The 23107-nt window shown below is 69.8% G+C and carries 19 protein-coding genes; 5 read left to right on the forward strand and 14 right to left on the reverse strand.

Annotated elements, in window-relative coordinates:
- Window positions 1–46 precede the first annotated feature (46 nt).
- The gene (locus C1I95_RS06645; RefSeq protein ID WP_233513399.1) at window positions 47–862 is read left to right on the forward strand and encodes an SAM-dependent methyltransferase; all 816 of its coding nucleotides are present in this window, start codon (window positions 47–49) and stop codon (window positions 860–862) included.
- Window positions 863–1008: 146 nt separating this feature from the next.
- Here the strand turns inward: C1I95_RS06645 and C1I95_RS06650 are convergent, their stop codons facing one another.
- From C1I95_RS06650 to C1I95_RS06670, 4 genes are all read right to left on the reverse strand, one after another.
- The gene (locus C1I95_RS06650) at window positions 1009–1215 is read right to left on the reverse strand and encodes a DUF397 domain-containing protein (protein WP_111212881.1); all 207 of its coding nucleotides are present in this window, start codon (window positions 1213–1215) and stop codon (window positions 1009–1011) included.
- Between the two features lie 683 nt (window positions 1216–1898).
- Entirely contained in the window at window positions 1899–2084 is a 186-nt protein-coding gene (locus C1I95_RS06660) for a hypothetical protein (protein ID WP_111212882.1), read from the reverse strand.
- 157 nt (window positions 2085–2241) lie between these two features.
- Window positions 2242–3303, reverse strand: coding sequence for a hypothetical protein (locus C1I95_RS06665; protein WP_111212883.1), 1062 nt, complete (start codon window positions 3301–3303; stop codon window positions 2242–2244).
- Complete coding sequence (locus C1I95_RS06670; RefSeq protein ID WP_233513400.1) at window positions 3300–3650, reverse strand: PadR family transcriptional regulator; 351 nt, start codon at window positions 3648–3650, stop codon at window positions 3300–3302. Before C1I95_RS06670 ends, C1I95_RS06665 begins: the two co-directional genes overlap by 4 nt.
- Before the next feature lie 409 nt (window positions 3651–4059).
- Here C1I95_RS06670 and C1I95_RS06675 point away from each other — a divergent pair, with 409 nt between their 5' ends.
- The 3 genes from C1I95_RS06675 (at window position 4060) to fxsT (ending at window position 10058) form a co-directional block, all read left to right on the forward strand.
- Window positions 4060–4494: a hypothetical protein gene (locus tag C1I95_RS06675; RefSeq protein WP_146605651.1), complete on the forward strand. Its 435-nt coding sequence runs from the start codon at window positions 4060–4062 to the stop codon at window positions 4492–4494.
- 49 nt (window positions 4495–4543) lie between these two features.
- Window positions 4544–6040, forward strand: coding sequence for a VMAP-C domain-containing protein (locus tag C1I95_RS06680; protein WP_146605652.1), 1497 nt, complete (start codon window positions 4544–4546; stop codon window positions 6038–6040).
- A 73-nt stretch (window positions 6041–6113) separates the two neighbouring features.
- The gene (gene fxsT, locus C1I95_RS06685; protein WP_111212887.1) at window positions 6114–10058 is read left to right on the forward strand and encodes an FxSxx-COOH system tetratricopeptide repeat protein; all 3945 of its coding nucleotides are present in this window, start codon (window positions 6114–6116) and stop codon (window positions 10056–10058) included.
- Between the two features lie 24 nt (window positions 10059–10082).
- On the opposite strand, the gene C1I95_RS06690 is transcribed toward fxsT, so the two are convergent.
- From C1I95_RS06690 to C1I95_RS06700, 3 genes are all read right to left on the reverse strand, one after another.
- The gene (locus C1I95_RS06690) at window positions 10083–11954 is read right to left on the reverse strand and encodes an HEXXH motif domain-containing protein (RefSeq protein ID WP_111212888.1); all 1872 of its coding nucleotides are present in this window, start codon (window positions 11952–11954) and stop codon (window positions 10083–10085) included.
- Window positions 11944–12162 carry a hypothetical protein gene (locus C1I95_RS06695; protein WP_111212889.1) on the reverse strand — a complete coding sequence of 73 codons (219 nt, stop codon included), beginning with the start codon at window positions 12160–12162 and terminating at the stop codon, window positions 11944–11946. The genes C1I95_RS06690 and C1I95_RS06695 overlap by 11 nt, the downstream gene beginning before the upstream one ends.
- 145 nt (window positions 12163–12307) lie before the next feature.
- The gene (locus C1I95_RS06700) at window positions 12308–13429 is read right to left on the reverse strand and encodes an effector-associated domain 2-containing protein (protein WP_146605653.1); all 1122 of its coding nucleotides are present in this window, start codon (window positions 13427–13429) and stop codon (window positions 12308–12310) included.
- Between the two features lie 265 nt (window positions 13430–13694).
- Here C1I95_RS06700 and C1I95_RS06705 point away from each other — a divergent pair, with 265 nt between their 5' ends.
- Complete coding sequence (locus C1I95_RS06705) at window positions 13695–13961, forward strand: hypothetical protein (RefSeq protein ID WP_233513401.1); 267 nt, start codon at window positions 13695–13697, stop codon at window positions 13959–13961.
- On the opposite strand, the gene C1I95_RS06710 is transcribed toward C1I95_RS06705, so the two are convergent.
- From C1I95_RS06710 to C1I95_RS06740, 7 genes are all read right to left on the reverse strand, one after another.
- Window positions 13949–14707 carry a thioesterase II family protein gene (locus C1I95_RS06710; protein ID WP_111212891.1) on the reverse strand — a complete coding sequence of 253 codons (759 nt, stop codon included), beginning with the start codon at window positions 14705–14707 and terminating at the stop codon, window positions 13949–13951. The two genes, C1I95_RS06705 and C1I95_RS06710, sit on opposite strands and share 13 nt — an antisense overlap.
- Before the next feature lie 22 nt (window positions 14708–14729).
- The gene (locus C1I95_RS06715) at window positions 14730–15461 is read right to left on the reverse strand and encodes an SAM-dependent methyltransferase (RefSeq protein ID WP_233513402.1); all 732 of its coding nucleotides are present in this window, start codon (window positions 15459–15461) and stop codon (window positions 14730–14732) included.
- A 68-nt stretch (window positions 15462–15529) separates the two neighbouring features.
- Window positions 15530–15892, reverse strand: a complete 363-nt coding sequence (locus tag C1I95_RS06720) for a VOC family protein (RefSeq protein WP_111212892.1) — start codon at window positions 15890–15892, stop codon at window positions 15530–15532.
- Window positions 15893–15942: 50 nt separating this feature from the next.
- Window positions 15943–18171, reverse strand: a complete 2229-nt coding sequence (locus C1I95_RS06725) for a peptidase domain-containing ABC transporter (RefSeq protein WP_111212893.1) — start codon at window positions 18169–18171, stop codon at window positions 15943–15945.
- A gap of 79 nt (window positions 18172–18250) precedes the next feature.
- Window positions 18251–21478, reverse strand: coding sequence for a non-ribosomal peptide synthetase (locus tag C1I95_RS06730; protein ID WP_111212894.1), 3228 nt, complete (start codon window positions 21476–21478; stop codon window positions 18251–18253).
- Window positions 21479–21586: 108 nt separating this feature from the next.
- Window positions 21587–21838 (reverse strand): phosphopantetheine-binding protein, encoded by a 252-nt coding sequence (locus C1I95_RS06735; RefSeq protein WP_111212895.1) that lies wholly within the window; start codon window positions 21836–21838, stop codon window positions 21587–21589.
- A 62-nt stretch (window positions 21839–21900) separates the two neighbouring features.
- Window positions 21901–23107: PfkB family carbohydrate kinase (locus C1I95_RS06740; protein ID WP_146605654.1), on the reverse strand; the 1207-nt coding region annotated here is incomplete at its 5' end.

Raw genomic sequence — 23107 nt, forward strand, 5'->3', positions numbered from 1 at the left:
TCGGGGCAGGGACGCGTGGCGACACTCATCATGGAGGGCCGTATCGGTGTCTGATGTGGACGAGGTTGGCGGAGCGAAGCCGGCGACTGCGGCGAGGATCTACGACTACCACCTCGGCGGGACACACAACTTCCCTGCCGACCGGGAAGCCGCCAAGGCGATGGCACAGATGTTTCCGTTGGCACCGGTGCTGGCCCGCACCAATCGTGCATTCCTGCGGCGAGCGGTGCGCCACCTGACCGAGGCCGGGGTGCGACAGTTCCTCGACATCGGTTCGGGTATCCCGACCGAGGGCAACGTCCACGAGATCGCCCAGCGGTCCGCGCCCGACGCTCGGGTGGTCTATGTGGACATCGACACGGTCGCCGTGTCGGAGAGCCTGGATATTCTCGACGGCAACGATCGGGCCACCGCCATCCGGGGAGATCTGCGGGAGCCGCAGGCCATCCTGGCGCACCCCCAGGTGCGGGCGCTGCTCGATCTCGACCGGCCGGTCGGCCTGCTGCTGGGCGCGGTCCTGCACTTCGTACCCGACGACGAGTTGGCGTACGACGTGGTAGGGCAGTTGCGGGCGGCGCTCGCGCCGGGCAGCTATCTCGTGGCGTCGCACGCCTCCGCCGACGGCGGGGACGTCGACCAGGACGACGTGGAGACCGCCCAGGGACTGTACCGGCGGAACACCGCAACTCCGTTTCACCTGCGCACCCGGCGGCAGTTCGAGCAGTTCTTCGCCGGTCTCGACCTGGTCGAGCCGGGCGTGGTGTGGCTGCCGCAGTGGCGGCCCACGCCCGAGGACCCGGCGGATTTCGCCGACGACCCGGCCCGCAGCTCCGGTCTGGTAGCCGTCGGCCGGAAGCCGTAACCGGCCTGGCGGCGAACGTGCGCCGCCAGCCGTGATCAGCCCTCTCCCCATTCCAGCTCCGGCGCCCGCCGATCTGCCTCGGCGGGCGCCGGTGTCTCGCGGTCACCGCGTTCGCCAACCCGGCGTTGTGCCGTGGGCCACGCCGTTCAGTCAGCGAGCAGCCCGTCGAACTCCCCCCGCTTGGCGCCGAAGAGGAACGAGTCCCACTCCTCCGAGGTGAACCGTACGCTGCCGGCGGACGGGCTCTTGCTGTTGCGGACCTCGATCAGACCATCGTGGCGGCGCGCCTCGACGCAGCTGCCGCCGTTGCCGGTCGACCTGCTGGACATGATCCATCCGGTGCTTTCGTGCATCGGTTATTTCCTCCATGGACGGCGTGCTGGTGACCGGCTCTCTGGTCCTGGATACTGCCCGGGCGCAATCCCACCCCAGCTTGGTTACTTTCCGTTCGCGCCTATCGACGGGGAGCGAAAGCCAGCGTGCACGAAGTCCCAGGTGGACGGCCTGAGCCTCCATGCCTAGCAATGGCAGGGCCTTTCACTATGAAATCGTGGCCGACACAGCGTAACCGAAGACAGCGCTCGCGCAGGATCTCGTCGTGATGTTTTGTCGTCGTGAAATCTTGCACGCACCTTCCCGCGCTGACATGCTCGTGATGGCGCCGGCCCACCGGTGCCAGGTGAGCAGCAACGACCGGAGCTGGCCCGCGACGAAGGTGAGATCATGTCTGCGCCGCACCATGGCACGCCGACCGTCACGACCCCACCCGACGGGTTCTGCCCAGGAGACCGGGTCTGGGTACACCGCGGGACATCCTGGCGCCCCGGCGTCATCCTGCAGTCTTCGCCAGAAGCAGCAACCGTCCGATACCGGCCAGCCGAGGCCCGGGGCACCGGTGTGGACACCGTCATCGCCAGCAGTCTGACTGCCCGCGACGACCACGACCCGCTCCTCGACCGGACGACCGAGCTCGGCCGAGTCGCTGGCCTCGAGCAGACCGCGTGATCGCTGGGGTTGAGTCTCGCCCTGCGGCTGCTTACGCCCCCCACTCCCGGCGCACTGGAGGCTGCGGCGGCTCCTCGTGCGGGGGGTCTGTGTCCACGGTCTCGACCAGCTCCTCGGTCGGCGCGACTCGGGCGGGCAGTTCGCCGAACCTGACGTGCCGCAGCCGGGCGAACTCCTCGTCCGTTGACCGTTCGGCGTGCTCTCGATCCTCACCCATCGCCGGCCTCCCTCGTCGGGTGCCATTGTCCCCCGCTGATGGGTTCTTCGCGCTGGTGACGAGCGACCCACCACCACCCCCTGGCGGCGGCCGCGGCAGTACCGTCACAGAGAGCAGTCCGGGAAACGGGACGCCGATGTGGCGAGTTGGGCGAGTCCTATTCGGTTGATGTGACAGGTCTCGGGGCGGCGGCGGGGATCGGTGGAAGTTGGCGCAGTGCTCGGATTGCCAGCACGGCGAGCGGTACGCCCACCGCGAGGACGGCAATGGCCTGCACGGAGGCGATCGTGGTGAGGGTGGCGTGTTGCACCTGGTGACGGTAGTCGGGCAGGGTCGCGGTTCGCTGGGCGAGCGTGGTCACGGCGAGCAGGGTGAGCGCCAGTGACCATGGCAGGGTGCGAGATGGACGACGGGATGCGCGAACGGCCAGGTGGATCACCATGGCGGCGGTCACCGCCGCGCATGACAGGCCCGGCCAGTCGAGAAGCCTCAGCGCCGGTGTGGTCGCCTGAATGGTGAACAGCGGTACGGGGACGAGGAGAATGCCGATCGGCAGCGCGAGGAGCCACGGGCGGCGCGGCACCGGTGGGGCCTCGTGATGGAAGGCCGTCATGGCCAGTAGCAGGGCGACGTCGATGAAGAGCGCCGCCCAGGGCGACACGGTCAGCGGTCCGTCACTGGTGGCTTGTGCCACGACGGTGGTGATGGTGGTAGGCACGATGGCGAGCAGGGCGACTGCCTGGGCCACCCGCCGGTGTCCGAGTACGAGCGCGATGTAGGCCGGCAACCAGGCGTAGCCGGCGAGGTGCCAGGCGGTGTGCCAGATGCTCGACGGTGGAGTGATCGCCCATTCGGATGCGGGAGTTGGCAACCAGGCGAACTTCCCGGAGAGCCACAGTGTGACGGCGATGCTGGCGGTGACCATGACGGCGTGGGTCAGCATCGCCATCAGGGTCGCCAGTCGCACGGCCTGCCCCCAGGCGTACGAGCGGGGTGGCGCGTCGGCTCCGCCGAGACGCAACCGAACGGCGAGGGACACGATGCTGGCGACCTCCGACATGCTCGGCCAGCCGTAGTCCGCAGCGTACGCGGTGGTTTCGGGATCGCCGGTGTCCATGCTCTCCAGGAAGGCGGCGACCATGTCGTCTTCCCATTCCTGCCGATAGTCGGCGGGCAGCAGTCGCAGGATGAAGCGGTAGCGTTCCTCGAGCCGGCTCACGACGGCGTCGCCCCTGTGATCGGGTTCCGCCGGTCGCGCAACCGGGTCGAGGCGAGGCGCGCGTTGGCGGCCAGCCGTTGAGCCTCTGCGTCGAGGGCCTCGCGGCCGTGTTCGGTCAACCGGTAGTACCGGCGTAACCGTCCCTGCCATGCCTCCTCGCGGTCCAGTTCGACCAGGCCTTCACCGACGAGTCGGTCCAGGGTCCCGTACAGGGAGCCGATCTTCAGCTGCACCCGCCCCCGCGACAGTTCTGCGACCTCCGCAACGATCCCGTAGCCGTGGCGCGGGGCGTCGAGCAGCGCGGTGAGGATGAAGAAGGCCGGTTCCGTCATCGCCCGAGAACTCATGCACCTAATATAGTGGAAGACAAGATATGCGGCCAGACCGGAAGCCAGACCACGCCGGTGGATTCAAGGCCCGGCACCCGCAGAGCACGGCCCGCCGGATCGGGGGTCGGCCAGCGCCTCGCGCAGCGTCCCCATGTCGGGCGACTCCGGACACCTCGCGGAGCGCCCACCGCGCGGTTTCGCGAAAGCGGGATCATCGCCGACGAGCACCCGGGAGGGCGGCGGCTCGGCCGTCGGCCCGATCGGCCCGCATGCCCGTCCGTGCGACCAGGTTTGCGGGCTGGACTGCCCCGAATGGCATCCGGCGAGTCCGGCATGGGCAGTCAAGGTTCGGCGACATTGAAATGTGTCAAGTTGGCGACACTTCGCGCGATGCCACGGCCGCAGCCTCGGCTAATACGATAGGCGCATGTCACCAAAGGTCTCGATTGTCGCCGCGGACCACCACCAAGGTCCCGGCCCGAGAGCCGGCGTCGACGTGACCTTTCTTCCGCTCGCCGAGGACGACGGCGTCCTGATCTACCCCGAATCGACCCCGGCTCTTATGCAGGAGCTGCTGGCAGCGGGTCTTGTGGTGGACACCTGGCATCCCACCGGGGAATGCGATTTCGTCTCATCGCGCGGTCTGGTGACCGACACCCTGCTCCAGATCATGGTCGGTATCGCCTCCTCCGCCGGGTGGTACGCCCTGCAGTCGATGCTGCGCCGACGCACCGGGCAGGTCAGTGTGCGCGCGACGTTCGACGACGGTGTCCAGCGACGACGCGTGGAGGTGAACGGAGAGGCGGCCGCTGTCGTCGAGGCGCTGGAAAGGCTCGACCCGTTCAGGTCGGAGCCCTCCTGATGGCGGCGGGCCGCAGCGCCCCGCCGAGCTCGCGCCAGCGAGCGATCAGATGAGGCCCGTGCACGAGGGGCCGCGGCGCTATTCGCCAGCCGTGGTGGAGGAGCGCCGCCGGCTGGTCGGCCAGATCGCGACCGTGATGGAGGAGTCGTCGGTCATCCGCGACCCGAACAGCCGCCAGTTGCTGCTTCAGGAGCTGGGCCACGCATTGGGGGGCGCACTGGGCTACCGGGAGCTGAGCGTGCTGCGGCCCCAGATCGTCGAGCTGGTCACGGTGTGCGTGGATCGAGCGGGCGGGCTGCGCTGCCTCGTCGACTGCCTGGAACTGCTCGAGCCGGGCAGCGACCAGACCATCGCGCTGGTGCGGCTGGCCGACGAGTGGCAGGTGGTCGAGTTGTTCGCCGACTACGACCTTCCCTGGCTGCGGGGCCTGCTGTCCACCGTCGACGCGACCGGGGAGCTGCGGCGGTTCGTCGCCGAGACCCGGGCGACCCCAGCCCCTCCCTGGTGCAGGACCGCCTGGGATCTCTTCACCCACCTCGCATCGGCGAACTCGCACGCCGAGGTGCCGCCGTGGCTGCCGCTGCTGGACAGGTTGGCGACGGCCGTACCGGAGGCATCGCTGGACCGGATGCGCGAGTTCGTCGCGCAGCTGGCCAAGGACTGGGGAGTCGCGGACCGGATCGAGGCGTCCCGGCCGAGCCCTCCGGCGCCCGTCGGTACCGCCTACCTGGTGATCCAGTTCGAGAAGTACGGCGGTGACGACGACACCTACATCATGTCGCACTGGTATCAGTGGGCGTCCACGGTGTGGCAGCCGATCCGCGGCGAGGACCGACACATCCCGTACCGGGACCTCGAGGCCGCCGTCGACCAGGTCATCAACGAGACCGAACGGCGCTGGGCGGATCAGACCGGCGCGGTGACCATCGAGTTCGTGCTGCCCTGGCAGCTGATCAACGAACCGGTCGACACCTGGCGCAAGGAACTCCAGTCACCGATGCCGAGTCCCCTGACCACGGAGTATCCCCTGGTGATCAGGAGCCTGGAACGCCTCCGCGCCAGCCAGTGGCACCGGGTCTGGCGGGGCCGCTGGCAGGGCCTCGCCGGCCGCGACGGCGAGCGGCAGCTGATCCACTGCGCGTCGCAGCACCATGCCGACGTCCAGCTCGAGGCGACTCTCAAACGCGAGAGCGGGGTCGTCGTGCTGGTGCTCAGCGAGTCGCCGACCGCGGACAGCGTGGGCGAGCGGCAACTGCTCGTCGGGCTGCGGTCCGGGATGCCGGCGATCATCTGGCACCGCACCCCATCGTCCACAAAGGATCTGTGCCAGACTGTTGCGTCGATGCTCGGCGACCAGACATCGGGCCCAGGGGTGACCGGGCTTCCGCACCGTGCCAAGCACCTGCGGCAGTCGGCGTGGAGTGAGGACCCCAAGGGGCTCGACCAGCACATCGGGCACGGCTTTGTGATCTTGTTCGACGATCCGGATCGACAGCCAGGTGGAACGGTCTCCGCCGACGAAGACAGGCGAAAGGTCTTGGCATGAGCGGCAACGGCCACGGCACGTGGGTCGCCGCCGACCGGCATCCACGCCGGACGGACGGCAGCGTCGCCGGCCGGTGCCGTCGCGTGCGGTCGCCGTGGCCCGCGTCGGCGACGGCGGTTCCGTGGTGAGCCGATCGGTGCCGGTGACCTCAGCGGCCGCGAGCCGACCGGCCGACTGGTTGCGGGTCGAACCGGCGGACGGTGGCCGGGATCTCGTCGTGGTCGTCGACGACGACCCGGTGATGGAGTTCTGGGCCGACGAGATCTCGACGTTCGTGGCGGTGCTACGGGCTCAACGCGCCTTCGCCGCGGTCGAGGTCAGGCGCATGGTTGTCGAAGACGGCGCGCTGTGGGTGACCGGCGAGCCCGACGCCGTCAACGCCCCGCCCGCGAAGTTGGTCGATCCCACCGGACGGCGGATCGTCTTCCTGTTGACCCATGGCGCGTCCGACGCCTGGCGGGGTGGGCTCGTCCACCCCGTGCTCGTCTCCTGGGCAGCCGACATGACCGTTGCTGTGGTCCACCTTCTACCCCAGCAGCGTTGGCGCGAGCGGGGACTGGAGACGACCGAGGTGGCGTGGGGCCTGGACGGCTCGGATCCGGCGACCACCCGATCGTCGTGGCGGGTGAGCGGCCTGGACCTTCGTCCCACCGACCAACGGGACGACGACGCCCGGCTGACGGCCGTGCCGGTCATCGAACGCGGCACGGACTGGTTGCAGCGATGGAGCCGGCTACTGGCCGGGCCGGCCACGGGCGAACTGCGGATGCCCGCGCTGCTGCTGCCACCGGACGGGCTGACCGGCCGCCGGCCGAGCCGCTCGCTCACCGCTCCCGATCTCGTCGCCCGATTCCGGGCGACCGTGTCGCCCGCGGCGTTCACGCTGGCCACACGGCTGGCGGCCGCTCCACTCAACGTCCAGGTAGTGCGCGCCGTCGCGAGGACAGTGGTCCGGTCGGGGCCGGAGCAGCTGACCGAGGTGCTGACGAGCGATCTGGTGCGACCGGTTCCGCACGGGGCGGCGGCGACCGGCGACACCCGCATCAGGTACGAGTTCGTGCACGGCGTACGCGAGCGGCTCCTCACGCTCGGGTACCGCGACCGCACCGTCGAGGTCCAGCACGTCGTGGAGTACGAACTGGCGCATGACGTGGAGGCGGTGCGCAACCTGACCCTTCGCGTCAAGGATCCGCGGAACGCGTCGTACGAGCGCGTCACACCGGCCGCCGAGCCGTACCTGCGGGTCGAGTTGGCTGTTCACCTCTCACTGGGTGGGCCGAACCTCGTGGCAGCCGCGCGGCTGGGCCAGGCGCTCGGCTCTCCCGTCCCACGGCAGGTACGTCGAGTACTTCAGCCGCCTTCCGTTACCGCTCAGAGCACCATGGAGTCCGGAATGTCTGACAGAGTGAACTCGCCGGGCCCGGGGGTCTCGTTCGGCACCGCACCGCACGTCACGCTGGACGCCGAGTCGGGCATCATCCCGAGCAGGCCACCGACCCACGACCTGCAGTCCGTACAGCGGCTCGACGGGCAGTTACCGGCCGTCGTCGGCAACCTGCCGCTGCGGAACACGAACTTCACCGGCCGGCGTGAACTCCTCGATTCCCTGCACCAACGGCTGCGCGCCGGCACCACCGCCGTGCTGCCGGAGGCGTTGCACGGCGCCGGCGGGGTGGGCAAGTCGCAACTCGTCATCGAGTACGTCTACCTGCATCAGCAGGACTTCGACCTCATCTGGTGGATTCCGGCCGAGCGACCGGCCCAGATCCAGTCCGCGCTGGTGGAGTTGGCGGCGCGCCTGGACCTACCGGTTCCGGCGACCGCCAACACGGCGGTGCCGGCGGTGCTGGAGGCACTGCGGATCGGCCGTCCGTACTCGAACTGGTTGCTGATCTTCGACAATGCCGAGGACCCGGACGACGTCGAGCAGTTCTTTCCCAAGGGCGGACCAGGCAGCATCGTCGTCACCTCCCGCAACGCCGGGTGGCGAGAAATCGCGAACAGCCTTCCGGTCGACGTGTTCGAGCGGCAGGAGAGCATCGACCTGCTCCGCCGTCGGGGGCCGGACCTGGCCGTCGACGACGCCGACCGACTCGCCGCCGCCCTGAGCGACCTTCCGCTGGCCATCGAGCAGGCGGCGGCCTGGCGCGCCGAGACGAGGATGCCGGCCGACGAGTATCTGGCGCTCCTCGACGCCAGCCGGCCGGTCCTCGACGACGAGACGACGCAGCAGGACTACCCGGAGCTCGTCGCCGCGGCCTGGAACGTGTCGCTCAACTGGCTACGTGACCAGGACCTCGCGGCGCTACGGCTGTTGGAGATGTGTTCGTTCTTCGCGCCCGAACCGATCAGCAGGGTGCTCCTGTCGAAGCCACGCGCGCTGCGCATCCATCCCGACCTGGATCCCCTCGTCCGCAACCCGGTCCGCCTCAACCGGGCGATCCGCACGATCGGCCGCCTCTCGCTGGCGAGAATCGACCACCGGACGAACTCCTTCCAGATGCACCGCCTCGTCCAACGTGTACTGATCAACCAGATGGAACCGGAGCAACGCGACGCCCTGCGGCACGGCGCCCACATGCTGCTGGCCGGCAACGACCCCGACCAGCCCGACAACGCCGACCACTGGCCGCGGTACGCCGAGCTGTACCCGCACATCGTCGCCTCCGAAGCAGAGGAGTGCCCGAACGATCTCGTGCGGGACATGGTGCTGAACGAGGCGAAGTACCTCTGGCGGTGGGGCGACCACCTCGGTGCGCGGGAGCTTTCGCAGCGGGGGTGGACGGCCTGGACCGCCGACGACGGCGGTACCGACGCGGACAGCCTCCGGATGGCGAGCTGGCTCGGCTTCATGCACTTCGTCGTCGGTGACTACGCCGCCGCGTCCGCGCTGAACGCCCGGACGCTCGAGCTCTACCGGCAGACCCTCGGCGAGGACCAGGAGGAGACCCTGGACGCGATCGGCGCGGTGGCCGCCGACCACCGGGTCGCCGGTGACTTCGCCGGCGCGCTGGAGCGCTCGCTCGTCGTCTACGAACAGGCGAAACAGAACTTCGGTGAGGAGGAGCCGTTCACGCTGCGTGCCGCGCACAATCTCGCGGTGAGCATGCGGCTGTCCGGCCTGTTCGGGCGGGCGCTCCAGCTCGACGAGCAGACCTACCAGCGGCTGGTGCAGATCTACGGCACCGACCACCCGGACAGCCTGAGCACCTTCGGCGGCATCAACCTCGACCGGCGGGAACTCGGTGACTACATCGCGGCGCACGCGAATCAGGAGAACGTCGTCGCCACGGCCCGCCGGATGCTCAAGTACGACGACCACCCGGATCTCCTGCGGCAGAGCCACATGCTGGCGAGTTTCCGGCGCAAGGCCGGTCACCACCACGACGCCCTCGATCTCTCCAGCGACGTGCTGCGCCGCTTCCGTACGCGCTACGGCGGCGACCATCCGGACACGGTGCTCGCCACGCTGACGTTCTCCATCGACCAGCGGCTGACCGGCGACCTGCGCGCAGCCAAGGACGCGGCGGAGTTGGCGGTGGAGGGTCTGCGCCGGCTGTACGGCGAGGACCACCCGCACACCGCGGGTGCGCAGGTCGACCTGGCGGTGACGCTTCGGCTGCTCGGCGAGTGCGAACGCGCCCGGGACCTCGACCAGGCGGCGTCGGAGCGGCTGGTCAGCCGGCTCGGCGCATCGCATGCCCTGGTGCTGGCCGCCCGGATCAACCTGGCGAGCGACCATTACGAGCTCGGCGACTACACCGAGGCCCAGGTCCTCGACGCGGACACCCTCACGCAGTGTCGTCAGGTGCTCGGCAGCACCCATCCCACCACGCTGGTGTGCGCGCTGAACCTCGCCATGGATCTACGGGAACTCGGGCGCGGCGCGGAGGCGAGCACGTTGTTCGAGACCAGCCTTGAGCAGCTGCGGCAGGTCCTCGGTGTCCGGCACCCGGCGGTCGCGGCGGTCGGCGCCGGCGTACGGGCCAACTGCGACATCGACCCGCTCCCCCTGTAGTGCGACCGCGGTCCATCCGGCGGGTCAGGCTACCGGCCAACCCGCCGGGTCGACCGGGTCGAACTGCCGATCCGGGAGCCCACGGCCGACCCAGCTGGCCAGCTCCAGCGGATCCGGGGCCACCGTTGCGGACCCGCGCGACCGCAGGCCCTGGACGACGGCCAGGATGAGTTCCGGGCAGCCCAGCAGGGCCCGCGTCGCCGGATCGGCAGGACGGTCGATCTGGGTGAGGCCGAGACCCACCCAGCCGTGCACGCGTGACGGGTCCAGCCTCAGCTCGCCGAGGTAGCCGGCACGCGCCCGTTCGACGTCGCCGGTCACGAGGGCGAGGTCGGCCGCGGTGGTGCCGTCCACCCGGTCCCCCACCTCGTCGGGTGCGGCGCGCACTCGGCCGAAGGCGTCCGGGTCGACCAGCAGGTGTCTGCGCAGGACGGCCCGAGCGTCGAGCAGGCCCGGCGGCGGTTCCGCCAGCACCTTCGCGGCGCCGACGGCGACGACCGCCTCCGCCGCCGGGGCACGGTGCTGCCAGGCCGAGGCGAGCGCGTCCCGATCGGCGGGGTCCAGGCGGATGTTGTGGCCCCGCCACATCGAGCGGTGGTCGAGGGCGGCGGCGTCGGCCGCGTCGAGTGCCGCGGCGGGCACCGGGTCGTCCTGGCAGGTTTTCAGTTCCGTGTGCAGGGTCTCGACGAACCGCTGGCCGTGCGCGGTCAGCCGGCCGGACGCCGCGATCATCCGCAGGACGTCGAGGGTCTGCCGCCGCCACAGCGCGAACTCGAAGTCTGCGGCCGCCCGCTCCCCCGGCGGTGCCTGGATTCGGTGGACCCCCCAGAACTGGGTGATGCCGGCGAATGCGTACGCACCTTGGAGAACGCCGGGCAGCGGTCTGGGGTCGTCCCGCCAGGGGGCGTAGTAGCGGAGGTCGCCAGCCTCGCAGAGGGTGAGCAGGTGCGACACGGCGCCGAGCTTGTGGTGCTGCGACTCGTGCACCAGGGTCACGGCCAGCTCCACCGCATCGTCCGGTTCGGAGAGCAGGATGCCCCCGAACGCCTCGGCGCCGGACGCGGACAGTGGGCGGAAGCGCTCACGGCGTGGCACGGGTGCCAGGGTCCGTACGATTCCGCTGATTGCCTGGGCGCGTTCGGGCTGCTCGCCGGCCAGCAGTTTCCAGGCGTCGGCGAGATTCGCGCGCCAACGGGCGACCTCGGCCGCCGGCAGCGGCTGCGGCGACGAGGGCCCGCGCAGGTCGCGGTACACATCGCGGTCGAGCAGCTCGACCCGGAGGCCGAAGCCGCCCGCGCGGACCTCGACGACGATGGGTTCATGCCAGTCCGGGTCGCCCGGTAGGCACCGCACGGTGCGGCTGCCGGTCTCGATATCGACCTGTCCGTCGCGGGCCCGTACGCCGACGACCGCAACGTCCGGCGGAACCGACGCGGCACCCACGGTGGGCAGTACCGCGGCCCCCTGACGGGCCGGGATGTCGAGTTCGAAGGAGAGGCCGGCCCGGGTGGCGCTCGCCGCCGCCAGGGCGTGCAGGTATCCGACGTCCAGCCACAACGGCACCGGCGTGTCGGTGCCGTCGCCCAGCCGACGCAGGGTGTGCGCGGCCCAGATGCCGACCTGCGGCTGGGCCAGGACGTCCTCGGTGCTCTCCGGAGCGGCAGCGTGGGCCTGCACCAGCAGATGCCAGGCGTCGGTGACTGGTGCGAGCGGACCGCGCGCGTCGGCTCGGGCGACGCAGGCGTCCAGCAGGGCCCGTAGCACGATCAGCCGCCAGCTGCGCTCGGACCGCCGGAGCGCCGCGATGGTCGCTTCGTCTCCGGCACCGGCGGCCAGGGTGTTGAAGTGCGCGTGTTCGAGATAGGTCGGACCTAACGGAACGGGATCATTCGACATGTTCCTCCCTGTCCGGCCCGGCGGGACGCATCCGACTCGGGAAAGAGCCGTTGTAGCCGCTGATGCTGCCCCCCGAATCGGCAACTCGCTCTCGCACCCGCGAGATCGCCGCAGTCATGCCGGTGAGGTCAACGGTGCGCAGGGTCGCTACGGTCACCGCTGACAGGTCGAGCAGCTCAGACTCGATACCGGCGAGGCGTTCCTCCATGTACGGCAACCCTCCCGATGATGACAGTCGATAACTCCATCATTACTTATGTGTGCAGGCAGCGAAAGCGCCGAGCGACCGTCACCACAGACCGGATCGGAACGGAATCCTCCGATGTGGACGCGCCAGGCCGCCGCCATCCGGCTCAGATGTGCGCCGCCAACGAGGCCGCGCCGGCCTCGACCCGGGCCATCGCCGCGTCGTCGGAGGCGAAGAACCGAACCGCCTCGACGAGTTCCGAAAGGGCACCCGGAAACCGCAGACAGGTTCGTACGACACTGATGGCATCGAGCCGCGCCGCGCTGTTGCGCCGGATGGCCGCGTACACCTGGCCGCGCAGCAGGGACAGGATCTCCTCACGGTCGTTCGGTCGCAGGAACTCCGGTATCTCGAGGAGCGCGTCCACGAGGGGAGCCATGGCGGTCAGCGGTGGCGGCGCGGGCGCCGCGGGAGCCGGCTGCCCGGCCGTGGGTCTGCTCAGCAGGAAACCCTCGTCGCCGAGGGCGTTGCGGTACCAGAGGTACGTGGGGGTCTGCGCGGTGAGGCCGCTCGACCGCAGCTCGGTGAACCGGTCCCGCAGCGTGGTCACGAGCCGTTCCGGATCCGCGAGCCGATCCGTGTCGCCGTCGTCGAGCAGCCGCAGTATCTCCCGGCTGAACAATCCGGTACGCCGCACCCGCAGGTTGGCGGCGGCCTGGCCAAGACCGGCGGCGAACAGCACATCCTGCCGCCGACCGGCGACCGGTTCCCCGACGGGGAAGGTCTCGTTGCCGGTCGAGCGCGCACCCTGCGGACGATCGTGCAGCTGGCAGGCGTCCACGATCCACACCTGCCGGCCGAACGCCGGCACGAGGTCGGAGGCGAAGGTGGCGAGCAGGGAGTCGAGGTCGAGGGCACCGGCGTCGGTGGTGGTGGCGTCGGCGTAGTAGAGCCGCCGGTGCCGGCCGGTGTCGACATAGCCGTGGCCGCCCCAGATCACGTAGAGGGTCGATCCCCGCCGCGTCGGCAGCTCCCGCAGCAGCACCTCCCGTACGGTCGCCCGGTCGGCGGGCCGCAGGACGGCTCCCGGCGGTACGGCGTCCGGACCGGGATCGGGCGACGACAGCACGGTCACCTGCCCCGGCGGAACTCCTCGGGCCGCGAACCAGCGGGCAAACCGGAGGGCGTCGTCGACCGGACCGACCAGGCTCCACTCGCCGCCCGCCGCGTACTGGTCGATGCCGACAGCGACCACGTGGACATCGCGCGGATCAGTGTCAGGGCCCATGGCTCACTCTATCGATCAGTTCCGCGGCCGCACTTGCTCGTCTGCGAGTGGAAGGGTGCTGGCGCAAGGCACCAGGCAGGGTGTAATGACCTACTGCGACGGTGCCGGATCGGGGCGGCAGCGAAGGCGTGGGCGCGCGACCGCCCAGGTCTTCCACTGCACGACTACGCGTTGCGCCTGAGGATCCGCCAGGGCGCCACACCTCTCACGTCGCCGATGCCAGCTGGCCCGGCGGGGGCCGGGGCTCGGTCAGCAGGCGGCAAGCATGTCCGCCGTCGCGCGCTCGCAGCGTCCCAGCGGTCTGCGGGACGTCCGGTTCATCACGCCGACGGCGTTGAGCTACGGCAGCCAGACGGAGGAGCCGAACCTCGACGCAGTCGAGGAATTGCTGGCCAGCTGCAAAGGCGGGATCGAGCCGAACGGACGAGTCCTCCTCGGTTCCTTCCCGAGCGAGATCCGACCCGAACACGTCAGCCAGCAGGCGCTCAAGCTCCGCAACGGATGGCGCACAGCGGCGCCTCACGCCGGGTAGAGCAGTTGGTTGATGACGAGATCGGTGATTTGTGTCCGGTGGTCCGTCAGGTAGAAGTGGCCGCCGGGGAACGTCCTCAGCTCGAAGGGGCCGGTGGAGTGTTCGCGCCACGCTCGCGCGTCGGCGACCTCGACCTTGCTGTCCGCGTCTCCCACCAGCGCGATGATCGGGCAGTCGAGCTTCAAGCTCACCTCGTAGCGGTAGGTCTCGACTGCCATGTAGTCGGCGCGGAGGACGGGCAGGATGATGCGAAGCAGGTCAGGTTCCCGAAGAAGTCGCGGGTCGGTCCCGTTGAGTGCGGCAAGTTCGGCCACGAGCCCGTTGTCGTCGCGCAGATGCACGGCGTCGGTGAGGCGAGGCCGGCAGGGCGCGCGGCTGCCGGAGGCGAACAACGCCACCGGGCTGTTCTCCAGACGCTGTCTCATGCGAACTGCCACCTCGAACGCGAGGGTGGCTCCCATGCTGTGCCCGAAGAACGCCAGCGGCCTGCCCATCAGCGGTCGCAGCGCGTCGTATGCCTGGTCGGCCAGTTCGCTGAGCGTGGTCAGGAGGGGTTCGCCGCTGCGGTCCTGCCGCCCGGGGTACTGCAGGGCGACGACCTGAAGGGCGTGCTTGGCCGAAGCCGACATCGGATGGAAGAAGCCGGCCGAGCCACCCGCGTGCGGAAAACAGACCAGCGTGAGGCGGCTGGTCGGAACGTCGTGGAAGCGACGGAGCCAAGGATTGCCTTGGGGGCGTGCAGTCATCGCGCTCGCCGGGTGCGGTTGTTCATTGCCGGGCCTTGTCATGGCCGTCCGGGGTGGGAGTCAAGCGGGTCGGTCGGCGGCGTTCGGCACCTCGTGGCAGCAGGTTGCCGGCAGCCTGTACGGCGCCGTGAATGAGCGTGGTGCCGCGCGTACGCCGTCTGAGGATGTCGAGGATGAATGCCTCGTCCTCGTAGTGCACGATGCTGTGCAGTTGTGGCCGCGACAGCAGCTCCGCGTGGACGGTGACGCCGTCGTAGTGCTGGCGGCGGTCGTCGCGGTAGTGCACTGCGACGAGGTCGCCGTGCGGTTCCAGTCGTTCGACGATGCCGTCGACCAGTTGCTTCATGTCCCGGGTGGACAGGTAGTAGAGCAGTTCGCTCACCACCACGAGGTCGAAGGGGCCATCGGGTAGTTCCGCCGGCAGCACGCTTCTGGTGACCGTGACGTTCGTGAGGTCCTGGACCGCGGTGCGTGCCTGGGCGACCGCCGACTCGACGAAGTCGGCCGCCAACAGCTCGTCACATCGGGCTGCCAGCAGCTTGGTGAGTTCCCCGATCGAGCAGCCGGGCTCGTAGCAGCGGCGGTAGCGGGGGCGCGGAAGGGATGCGACGGTGATCGCGTACTTACGTTGGTCGTACCATTTGGTGGCCAGGTCCCATGGGTCGGGCTTTTTGGTGTAGAGGTCGGTGAACTCCGCATGTGAGACGCTTTCGGCTGGCGCTGGTGCGTCTCCCGGTTGGCGGACGATGGCCACGGATGCACTCTCCCACTGCGAACCTGCGTCGTCTTGTCGGCCTGCCAACGCTGGCGGCGGGTCCGGGTTCAGGGCTGGAAGAAGGTGATGGCGTTGCGGTCGGCGTCGAGAGTGGTGAACTCCCGCCCCCACGGATGATCGTCCAGCGCGCCGTTGGGGTGCACGATGCCGGCCCGGTCGAGTTCCCCGTAGAGGGCTTCGACATCCGACACCTGGATCCGGCAGGATGCGCTGCCGGCGAGGTGTGGTTCCGCGCCGGGGGTGTTCGGCTTGTTGGCGGGCCAGAGGTGGATTTCCACCTCGTCCTTGCCCACGATGCCGTAGTCATCGTCGGCGTAGCGTGACTCGAATCCGAAACGTCCGGTGTAGTACTCCACGGCCCTGGCCACGTCCGACACGGGCAACGCGGGTATTGCTCTGATCATCTTCATCTGATTCCTCCCATTCGCACCGATTCTATTGGCGTTTCCGGCGCGGCCGGTCAGCCCGGTTCGATCTCGTAGAACGCAAGCAGTTCGGCGAGAAGCTCCGGGTCGCCGCCGGCCCCGGTCTGGGCCGCGACCAGGACGGCGTACGGCCCACCGGACTCGACCAGGTCGGCGTGGCTGCCGGCCTCGATGACCTGCCCTTCGTGCAGGACAACGATCACGTCGGCGTTCTGAATCGTGCTCAGCCGATGGGCGATCACCACCTGGGTGCAGGTGACCCCGCGAAGGTTGGCCACGATCCGCTGTTCGGTTTCCGCGTCGAGATGGCTGGTGGCCTCATCGAACACCAGGATCGACGGTCGCCGGACCAACGCCCGGGCGATGGCGAGTCGTTGCAGTTGCCCACCGGAGAGTCCGACACCCCGCTCGGCCAGTGGCGTGTCGTAGCCGAGGGGCAGTTGGTTCACCTCGGGGTCCACTTCGGCAATGCGGGCTGCCCAGACCACGTCGTCCAGGGTCGCCTCCGGCAGCCCGAACGCGATGTTGTCGCGGATGCTGGCCCGCATGGTGAACGGCTCCTGCAGCACGACACCGAATCGGCGCCGCAATGCCACCGGCGCGATGTCCGGCAGCGCAACGCCGTCGCACCGGATCTCACCCGAGGTCGGTTGGTAGAGACCGAGCATCAGCATCGCCAACGTGGTCTTTCCGGCGCCACTGCGTCCTACGATCGCGACCCGCTGTCCGGGTTCGACGGACAGGGTGACGTCGGAAACTGCTGGTGGCGATCCCTCGTCATAGTGGAAGGTCACGTCGCGTAGCTCCAGCCGCGACCCCTCGGGCCCGGGCCTCGGGTCCTGGTCACCCCCGCGTTCCGGTGCGGCTTTGAGCACGTCGCCGATGCGTTCGAGCTGTACGGCGGCCACCTGCAGGCGTTGCCAGTTCGCCAGCAGCGTGGACATCGGTGCGAGGACGGCGGCAGCGAGCCAGGTGAAGCCGAGCAGGGTGCCGATGCTGAGTTGCCCGTCGAGTACCCGCCACGCGCCGAGCCAGAGTACGAGCAGTGGGGTGAGCATGCGCAGCATGCCGGTGGCGGTGTCGAGCCCGGCGCCGAGGTGGTTGCGTCGCAACGTCGTGGCGCTCCAGTCCACGATCCGGTCGGTGAGCTCGTCGACCACACGCCGTTCGGCGCCGACCGCCTTGACGGTGGAGATCCCGGAGATGGTCTGGATGACGTACTCGTTGACGCCGGTCTGCGCGGCGATGCTGCGGGCCAGCAGGTCTCGGGCTCGGCCGTGGGTGCTGGCGACGATGACGACCTGGATGACGAGGACCGCCGCGACCACGGAGGCCAGCACCGGGTCGAACGCGAACATGAGCACGAAGTAGGTCAGGACGAGCATCGCGTCGAGCGTGGCCGTCAGCGTCTGGTTCGCGATCAGGTCTCGCAGCGCGGCGATGCCGTTGATCCGGGTGGCGAGATCGCCCGTCGTGCGCTGGTGGAAGAACCGCAGCGGGAGCCGGTACAGGTGACCGGCGAAGCCGACCAGCAGTTGCCAGTCGATTCTGCCCTGTAGGTAGATCAGGAGCAGGGCGCGCAGGTAGGCAGCGATGACCTGGGCCGCGATGATCACCAGCAGGGCGAGGCCCAGCAGCGCGACCAGGTCGTCGCGGGAGAGGCCGAAGACCTCGTCGACGATGAGTTTGGTCGTGACGGGTAGGGCCAACCCGAACACCTGCAGCGCAACGGTGACCAGCAGTACTTGCAGGAGCAGGAACCGGATGCCGGGCAACCGCGTGATCATGTGGACCAGGATTTTGGCGCTGGACGGGCCTTCGTCGCCGGAGGTGTCGAAGTCGGGGCCGGGGCGCAGTTCGAGCACCGCGTCGGACAGACCTTCGTCGAACTGCTGCTTCGTCACCCGGCGACGGCCCCAGGCGGGATCGACGATGTCGACGTAGCGGGGGTTCCACCGTTCCACTACCACGAAATGATCGCGTTCCCAGTGGGCGATGGCGGGCAGCGCGACGTGCGGCATCGCGGTGGGTTCGCCGCGTAGGCCCCGTACCCGCATGCCGTAGGAGCGGGCGGCCTGGGCGATGGCCAGGGCGCTGACGCCGCCACGTCCAGGTGCGCAGCGTTGCCGTGTGTGGGACACGGAGGTTCGGCGGCCGTGGTGGGAGAGCACCATCGCCAGGCATGCCGCTCCGCACTCGACCGTGGTGAGCTGGAGCCGGACCGGTACCCGTCGCCGCCACCATGACCGGATCGCTGCGCTCATCTGCCTGTCTGAGCCTTTCGGGAGAGGGAATGTCGGGGTCGTCGCTGCGAGGCGGCACCCGGGGGTCTGGACATGGGAGTTATGCGAGGGCCGGCTCGGTGACCGGCAGGTCGGGTGCCCGCGCCGCTCGCGTCACCGCGGTGACGAACGCGTCGGCCAGCGCCGGCACGTCCGTCGGTGCGAAGACGTCGGTCCGGCATGTCAGTACGGCCTCGATGTCGTCGTCGCGCTCGAACAGCGCGAGTTCCACGTCGAGCGTGGTCATCGGCGGGTGGTCGAGGAATCCGGACAGTTCCACCGCGCCGATGGGGTGACGCCAGGCCAGTTCCGCGCTGTAGGAGGGGTCGAGAAGTGATGGTCGCTGCTGCATGACGATGCTCGCCTGAAACAGCGGATGTCGGCTCGATTCCGTCGGTGCCGTGGCCGCCAACTCGACGAACGGCACGTCGGCGTTGGCGTACGCCTCCAGCGCCTGCTCCCGTAGCCGGCGCAGCAGGGCGCGGAAGGTGGGGCGGCCGGTCAGGTCGGCGCGGATGACGATGGCGTCCATACAGGGGCCGACGACGGTGGCCAGTTCGGGGCGCAGTCGCCCGGATGTGGGGCAACCGATCGCGATGTCGTCCTGCCCTGAGCGGTGGTGCAGGACCACGGCGAACGCGGCGAGCAGGGCCATGAACGGTGTCGCCCCTTCGGTCCTGGCCGCGTGCTGGAGAGATTCGACGATCGGTGCCGGGATCGTGCAGACGGTCTGGGTGCTCGACCCCGGATCCGCGGTCCGTTGGCTGTCGCTGGTCAGCCTCAACGGCGTGAGGCCGCGCAGCCGACGTTGCCAGTGGCGGCGCTGGCGTTCGCCCAGCGGGCTGTCCAGGAGCGCGCGGCGCTCGTCGGCCACCTCTTGGTACTGGGTGAAGCCGTTGCCGTCGTCGTCGGCTGGCCGCCCGTGGATGGCGCCGGCGTAGAGGGCGAGGATCTGGTGGCTGACGGTCTCGACGGTCCAGGCGTCGGCGGCGATGGCGTGCAGTGCGACGCAGAGGACGTGCTCGTCGTCGGCCATCCGGATGATGGCGCAGCGCAGTGGCGGTTCCCGTTCGAGCCGCCATGGCCGGCGCAGCAGGCGCTCTACGGCCGTGCGGGCGAGGTGCGACCGGCGGTCCACGGGACAGCCTGTCAGGTCGACGAGGGGCACGGGTTGTGGTTGTCCGGGCTGCCAGGTCACGGTGTCGTCGGCGGTGCGGCGGAGTACGTCGGTGAGCAGGTGGTGCCGCCGCTGCAGGGTATCCAGGGCGTGCCGCAGCGCGGTGGGGTTGATGTCGCCGGCGAGACGGACCACCAGTGGCACGGTGACGTGCTGGCCGTCCGGGCGGGCCTGGGCGCGGCTCAGGATCGCCGCCTGGGTCGGCGACAGGCGGCCCCTGGTCGGCGCGCCCGGTTTCGTGGGGGACGGGGTCGGGGAGCCGTCGGGTATGCGCAGTCTCGGTCCGAGGATCCGGCTGATCTCCGCAGCCTGCGTCGCCACGGTGGGTTGTTCGAAGAACAGGCGCAGCGGTAGTTCCTCGCCGAGCGCCTGTGCCGTCCGGGCCCGCACCCGCAGGGCCGGCAGGGAGTGCGCGCCGAGGTCGAACACCTCGGCGTCGACGTCGACGGCGGCGATGCCGATCTCTTCCGCCCAGTATCCGGCGAGCAGCCCCGCCAGCCCGGACGGTGGCGCCGGGGAGACGGCCGAGGCGCAGGGCACGGCGGGCGCGGCGGCGGGAAGGCGACGACGGTCGATCTTGCCGTTCGGTGCGCGGGGCAGGCGCTGCATGAAGACGTATGCGCTGGGCCGGAGCGGGGTTGGCAGGCGGTCCCGCAGGTAGGAGCGCAGCTGTCCCGGTCCGGTGGACAGGTCGAGGTCGGCCACGACGTACGCGGTCAGCGCGAGCCCTCGGGTGGGATCCGGTGCGGCGAGTACCACGGCCTCGTGCACGTGGGGGTGTCCGAGCAGTGCCTGTTCCACCTCGACCGGTTCCACCCGGACGCCGCGGACCTTGACCTGGTCGTCGATGCGGCCCAGGAAGTACAGCTCGCCGTTGTCGTCGACCCGTCCGAGGTCCCCGGTGCGGTACATCCGCTCTCCTGGTCGACCGCTGAACGGCTCCGGCAGGAACCGCTGCGCGGTCAGTGCCGGCCGGCCCAGGTATCCCGATGCCACGCCGGCACCGGCGATGCAGATCTCGGCCGGCTCGCCCGGTTCGGTCGCCTGTAGGCCGCTGTCGATCAGGTAGATCCGGGTGTTCGCGATCGGTCGGCCGATGGGCGGCGTGTCACCGCTGTCGGGCCTGGCGATGGCCATGGTGGCGTAGCTCGTGCACTCGGTGGGCCCGTACAGGTTCACCAGCCGGGTGATGGCGCTGCGGGCGTACACCTTGTCGACGAGGTTCGCCCAGAGCGCCTCTCCCCCGACGATCGCGGTGCGTACGGCCGGCGGTAGCCGGTCGGACCGCAGCAGTTCCTCGATGACGGACGGGACGCTGTGCAGCAGGCGTACCCCGGACGCCTCCGGGCGGGTCGCGACGTCCATGACGCTGTCGACGACGACGGTGGTGCCGCCCCAGGCCAGCGGCCCGAAGATCTCGAGGATCGAGCAGTCGAAGCAGATGGACGTCGAGGCGAGGACCTGACGCAGGTCGTCGCCGAACGTCTCGGCCGACCAGTGGAGCAGGTCCACGGCGTTGGCGTGGGTGAGGGTGACTCCCTTGGGCTGCCCGGTCGATCCGGAGGTGTACAGCACGTAGGCGGGGCTCTCGGCGGTGATCTGGGTGGGCGCCGGAGGGTGGTGCCGTGCCGGTGGTGTGGCGTTGGGGTGCAGGAGGGGCGTGCCCGGCAGGACCGTGGCCAGCCGCTCGTCGGTGGAGACGATGGCGCGGACGCCGGCGTCGGCGGTCATGAACGCCAGCCGGTCGTCGGGATAGGCCGGGTCCAGCGGCACGTAGGCCGCGCCGGAGTTGAGGACGCCGAGCAGCGCCGCCACGAGCTCGGCGTTGCGGTCGAGGTGGATTCCGACGCGGTCGCCGGGTCCGACGCCGTGGGCGTTCAGTCGGCGGCGCCAGGTGTCGGCGCGGCGTTCGAGGCCGGCGTAGGTCAATGTGGTGCTGGTGTGGCGGACGGCGATCGCGTCGGGATTGCGCAGTGCCTGTCGGTGGACCAGCTCGTGCATGGTGAGTCCGCCGGGGTAGGGCCGGTCGGTGTCGTTCCAGGAATGCCTGCGGGCCGGGTGGTTCGGGTCCGTTGTCCGTGGCGGGATGCCGGCCGTGCCGGGAAGCGTCATGGGTAGACCTCCTCGGATGCTCTGGCCTAAGCGGTGCGGTGACGACCGACACGGCCAACCTAGCCAAACATCCGGTTTCCCAGATACAGCCGCGCGTGCCGACCCGGACTAGACCAATCGTCGATGTTGGTCGATCACTTCCGCGAAGTGCGCGGCCAGTCCGGCGATCGTCAGGTCCGACCAGTTGTTGCGCACCTGGCGTGGCTCGATATCCGTGTCGAAGGCGACCGAGACCTTGTTGAAGATCTCCGCGGCGTCCAGCGAGTCGAAATCAAGATCACCGATCCGGCAGGCCGGCCCGAGGGCCGTACGGTCGGCCGCGCCGATCTCCTCGAACGCGTCGACCAGCACGGCGATCATCGCCTCTTCGCTTACTCGGCTCGCACCCACGTTGGCCCGCTTCGGTAGTGGCGCGCTGGCGCTCAACCCAGCGCCCGGACACGATCGATGATGCTCGTTGTCGAGCGTTCTGGAAGGTAGTCCAGCACACGGACCTCGATCCCGAGTTCAGCCAGAACGGCTGACTCGGGTAGCCGGCTGTCCCGGTAGTCGCCGCCCTTGGCGTAGATGTCCGGGCGTACCCGCCGGATCAGCTCGGTCGCCGTCGTTGCGGCGAACCCGAAGACGCCGTCCACACAGCTCAACGCCGACAGCATCCGCAACCGTCCGTCGAGCGGGACGACCGGGCGCTGGGCCCCTTTGAGTGCCCGTACGCTCGCGTCGTCGTTGACCGCGACCAGGAGCACCTCCCCCAAGGCTCTGGCCTGGCTCAGGAACGTCACGTGTCCCTCATGGAGCAGGTCGAAGCAGCCGTTGGTGAACACGATGCGGCAACCGGCGCGGCGGGTGGCGGCGACCCACTGCCCGAGGTCGTCGGGCGTCAGCAGCTTGCTGGGCTGGTGCCACCGGGCCATCAGGCTGGCGCGATCGACGACGGCCGTTCCCGCAGACGCCGCGACCGCCGTGGTCGCGGCCTGGGTCGCAAGCTCCGTGGCCACGGGCGGATCCGCGCCCGACGCCAGGGCAAGCACGAAGGCCGCGGCGAACGCGTCGCCGGCACCGATCGACTCGCCGGGGACCCGCTGCGGGGCCCGGCTGTGGTACGGCCTCCGGTTCGGCTCGAACACCATGGCGCCGAGCGAGGCCAGGGTCACCACGACGCATCCGGCGCCGGTACGTCCGAGCAGATCCGGCCCTTTGTCCCGGAGTTGTTCGAGCCGCTGGGCACCGTCGTCGAGCGCGGTCAGGCCCAGAGCCGTCACGGCCTCCGCGTAGTTCGGTGTCACCGCGGTCGGCCGCAGCCCGGCGTACTGGTGGGGGTGTCTGGCGTCGACGACGAGCACCATGTCGCCGACGCCGCCGAACATCTGCTCCGGGTTGCCGAGCGTGCCGTGGTCGTAGTCGCTGATGACGACGGCGTCCGCGGTTTCGATCGCCGCTTGCGCGGCTGCCACCAACGTCGTTCCCGCCGTGGCCGGGTTGGGCCGCGGTTCGAGCCCCTCGTCGAGCCGGAGCAGGGTGTGCCCCCCGACGCTGATGCGCTTCTTGACCACCGTCGGCCGGTCCGTGTCCACCAACCAGGTCAGCGGCACACCGGCCGCCCCCAGCCCGGCGCGCAGCATCCTGCCC

This window comes from Micromonospora craterilacus (assembly GCF_003236315.1).
GTDB lineage: Bacteria > Actinomycetota > Actinomycetes > Mycobacteriales > Micromonosporaceae > Micromonospora > Micromonospora craterilacus.

Bases quoted from the DNA above. Each gene is read 5' to 3' on its own strand.
- C1I95_RS06650 (WP_111212881.1), bottom strand. From the start codon at position 1,215: ATGCACGAAAGCACCGGATGGATCATGTCCAGCAGGTCGACCGGCAAC.
- C1I95_RS06660 (WP_111212882.1), bottom strand. From the start codon at position 2,084: ATGGGTGAGGATCGAGAGCACGCCGAACGGTCAACGGACGAGGAGTTC.
- C1I95_RS06670 (WP_233513400.1), bottom strand. From the start codon at position 3,650: ATGAGTTCTCGGGCGATGACGGAACCGGCCTTCTTCATCCTCACCGCG.
- C1I95_RS06675 (WP_146605651.1), top strand. From the start codon at position 4,060: ATGTCACCAAAGGTCTCGATTGTCGCCGCGGACCACCACCAAGGTCCC.
- C1I95_RS06680 (WP_146605652.1), top strand. From the start codon at position 4,544: ATGAGGCCCGTGCACGAGGGGCCGCGGCGCTATTCGCCAGCCGTGGTG.
- C1I95_RS06690 (WP_111212888.1), bottom strand. From the start codon at position 11,954: ATGTCGAATGATCCCGTTCCGTTAGGTCCGACCTATCTCGAACACGCG.
- C1I95_RS06695 (WP_111212889.1), bottom strand. From the start codon at position 12,162: ATGGAGGAACGCCTCGCCGGTATCGAGTCTGAGCTGCTCGACCTGTCA.
- C1I95_RS06700 (WP_146605653.1), bottom strand. From the start codon at position 13,429: ATGGGCCCTGACACTGATCCGCGCGATGTCCACGTGGTCGCTGTCGGC.
- C1I95_RS06705 (WP_233513401.1), top strand. From the start codon at position 13,695: ATGTCCGCCGTCGCGCGCTCGCAGCGTCCCAGCGGTCTGCGGGACGTC.
- C1I95_RS06710 (WP_111212891.1), bottom strand. From the start codon at position 14,707: ATGACTGCACGCCCCCAAGGCAATCCTTGGCTCCGTCGCTTCCACGAC.
- C1I95_RS06720 (WP_111212892.1), bottom strand. From the start codon at position 15,892: ATGAAGATGATCAGAGCAATACCCGCGTTGCCCGTGTCGGACGTGGCC.
- C1I95_RS06725 (WP_111212893.1), bottom strand. From the start codon at position 18,171: ATGAGCGCAGCGATCCGGTCATGGTGGCGGCGACGGGTACCGGTCCGG.
- C1I95_RS06730 (WP_111212894.1), bottom strand. From the start codon at position 21,478: ATGACGCTTCCCGGCACGGCCGGCATCCCGCCACGGACAACGGACCCG.
- C1I95_RS06735 (WP_111212895.1), bottom strand. From the start codon at position 21,838: ATGATCGCCGTGCTGGTCGACGCGTTCGAGGAGATCGGCGCGGCCGAC.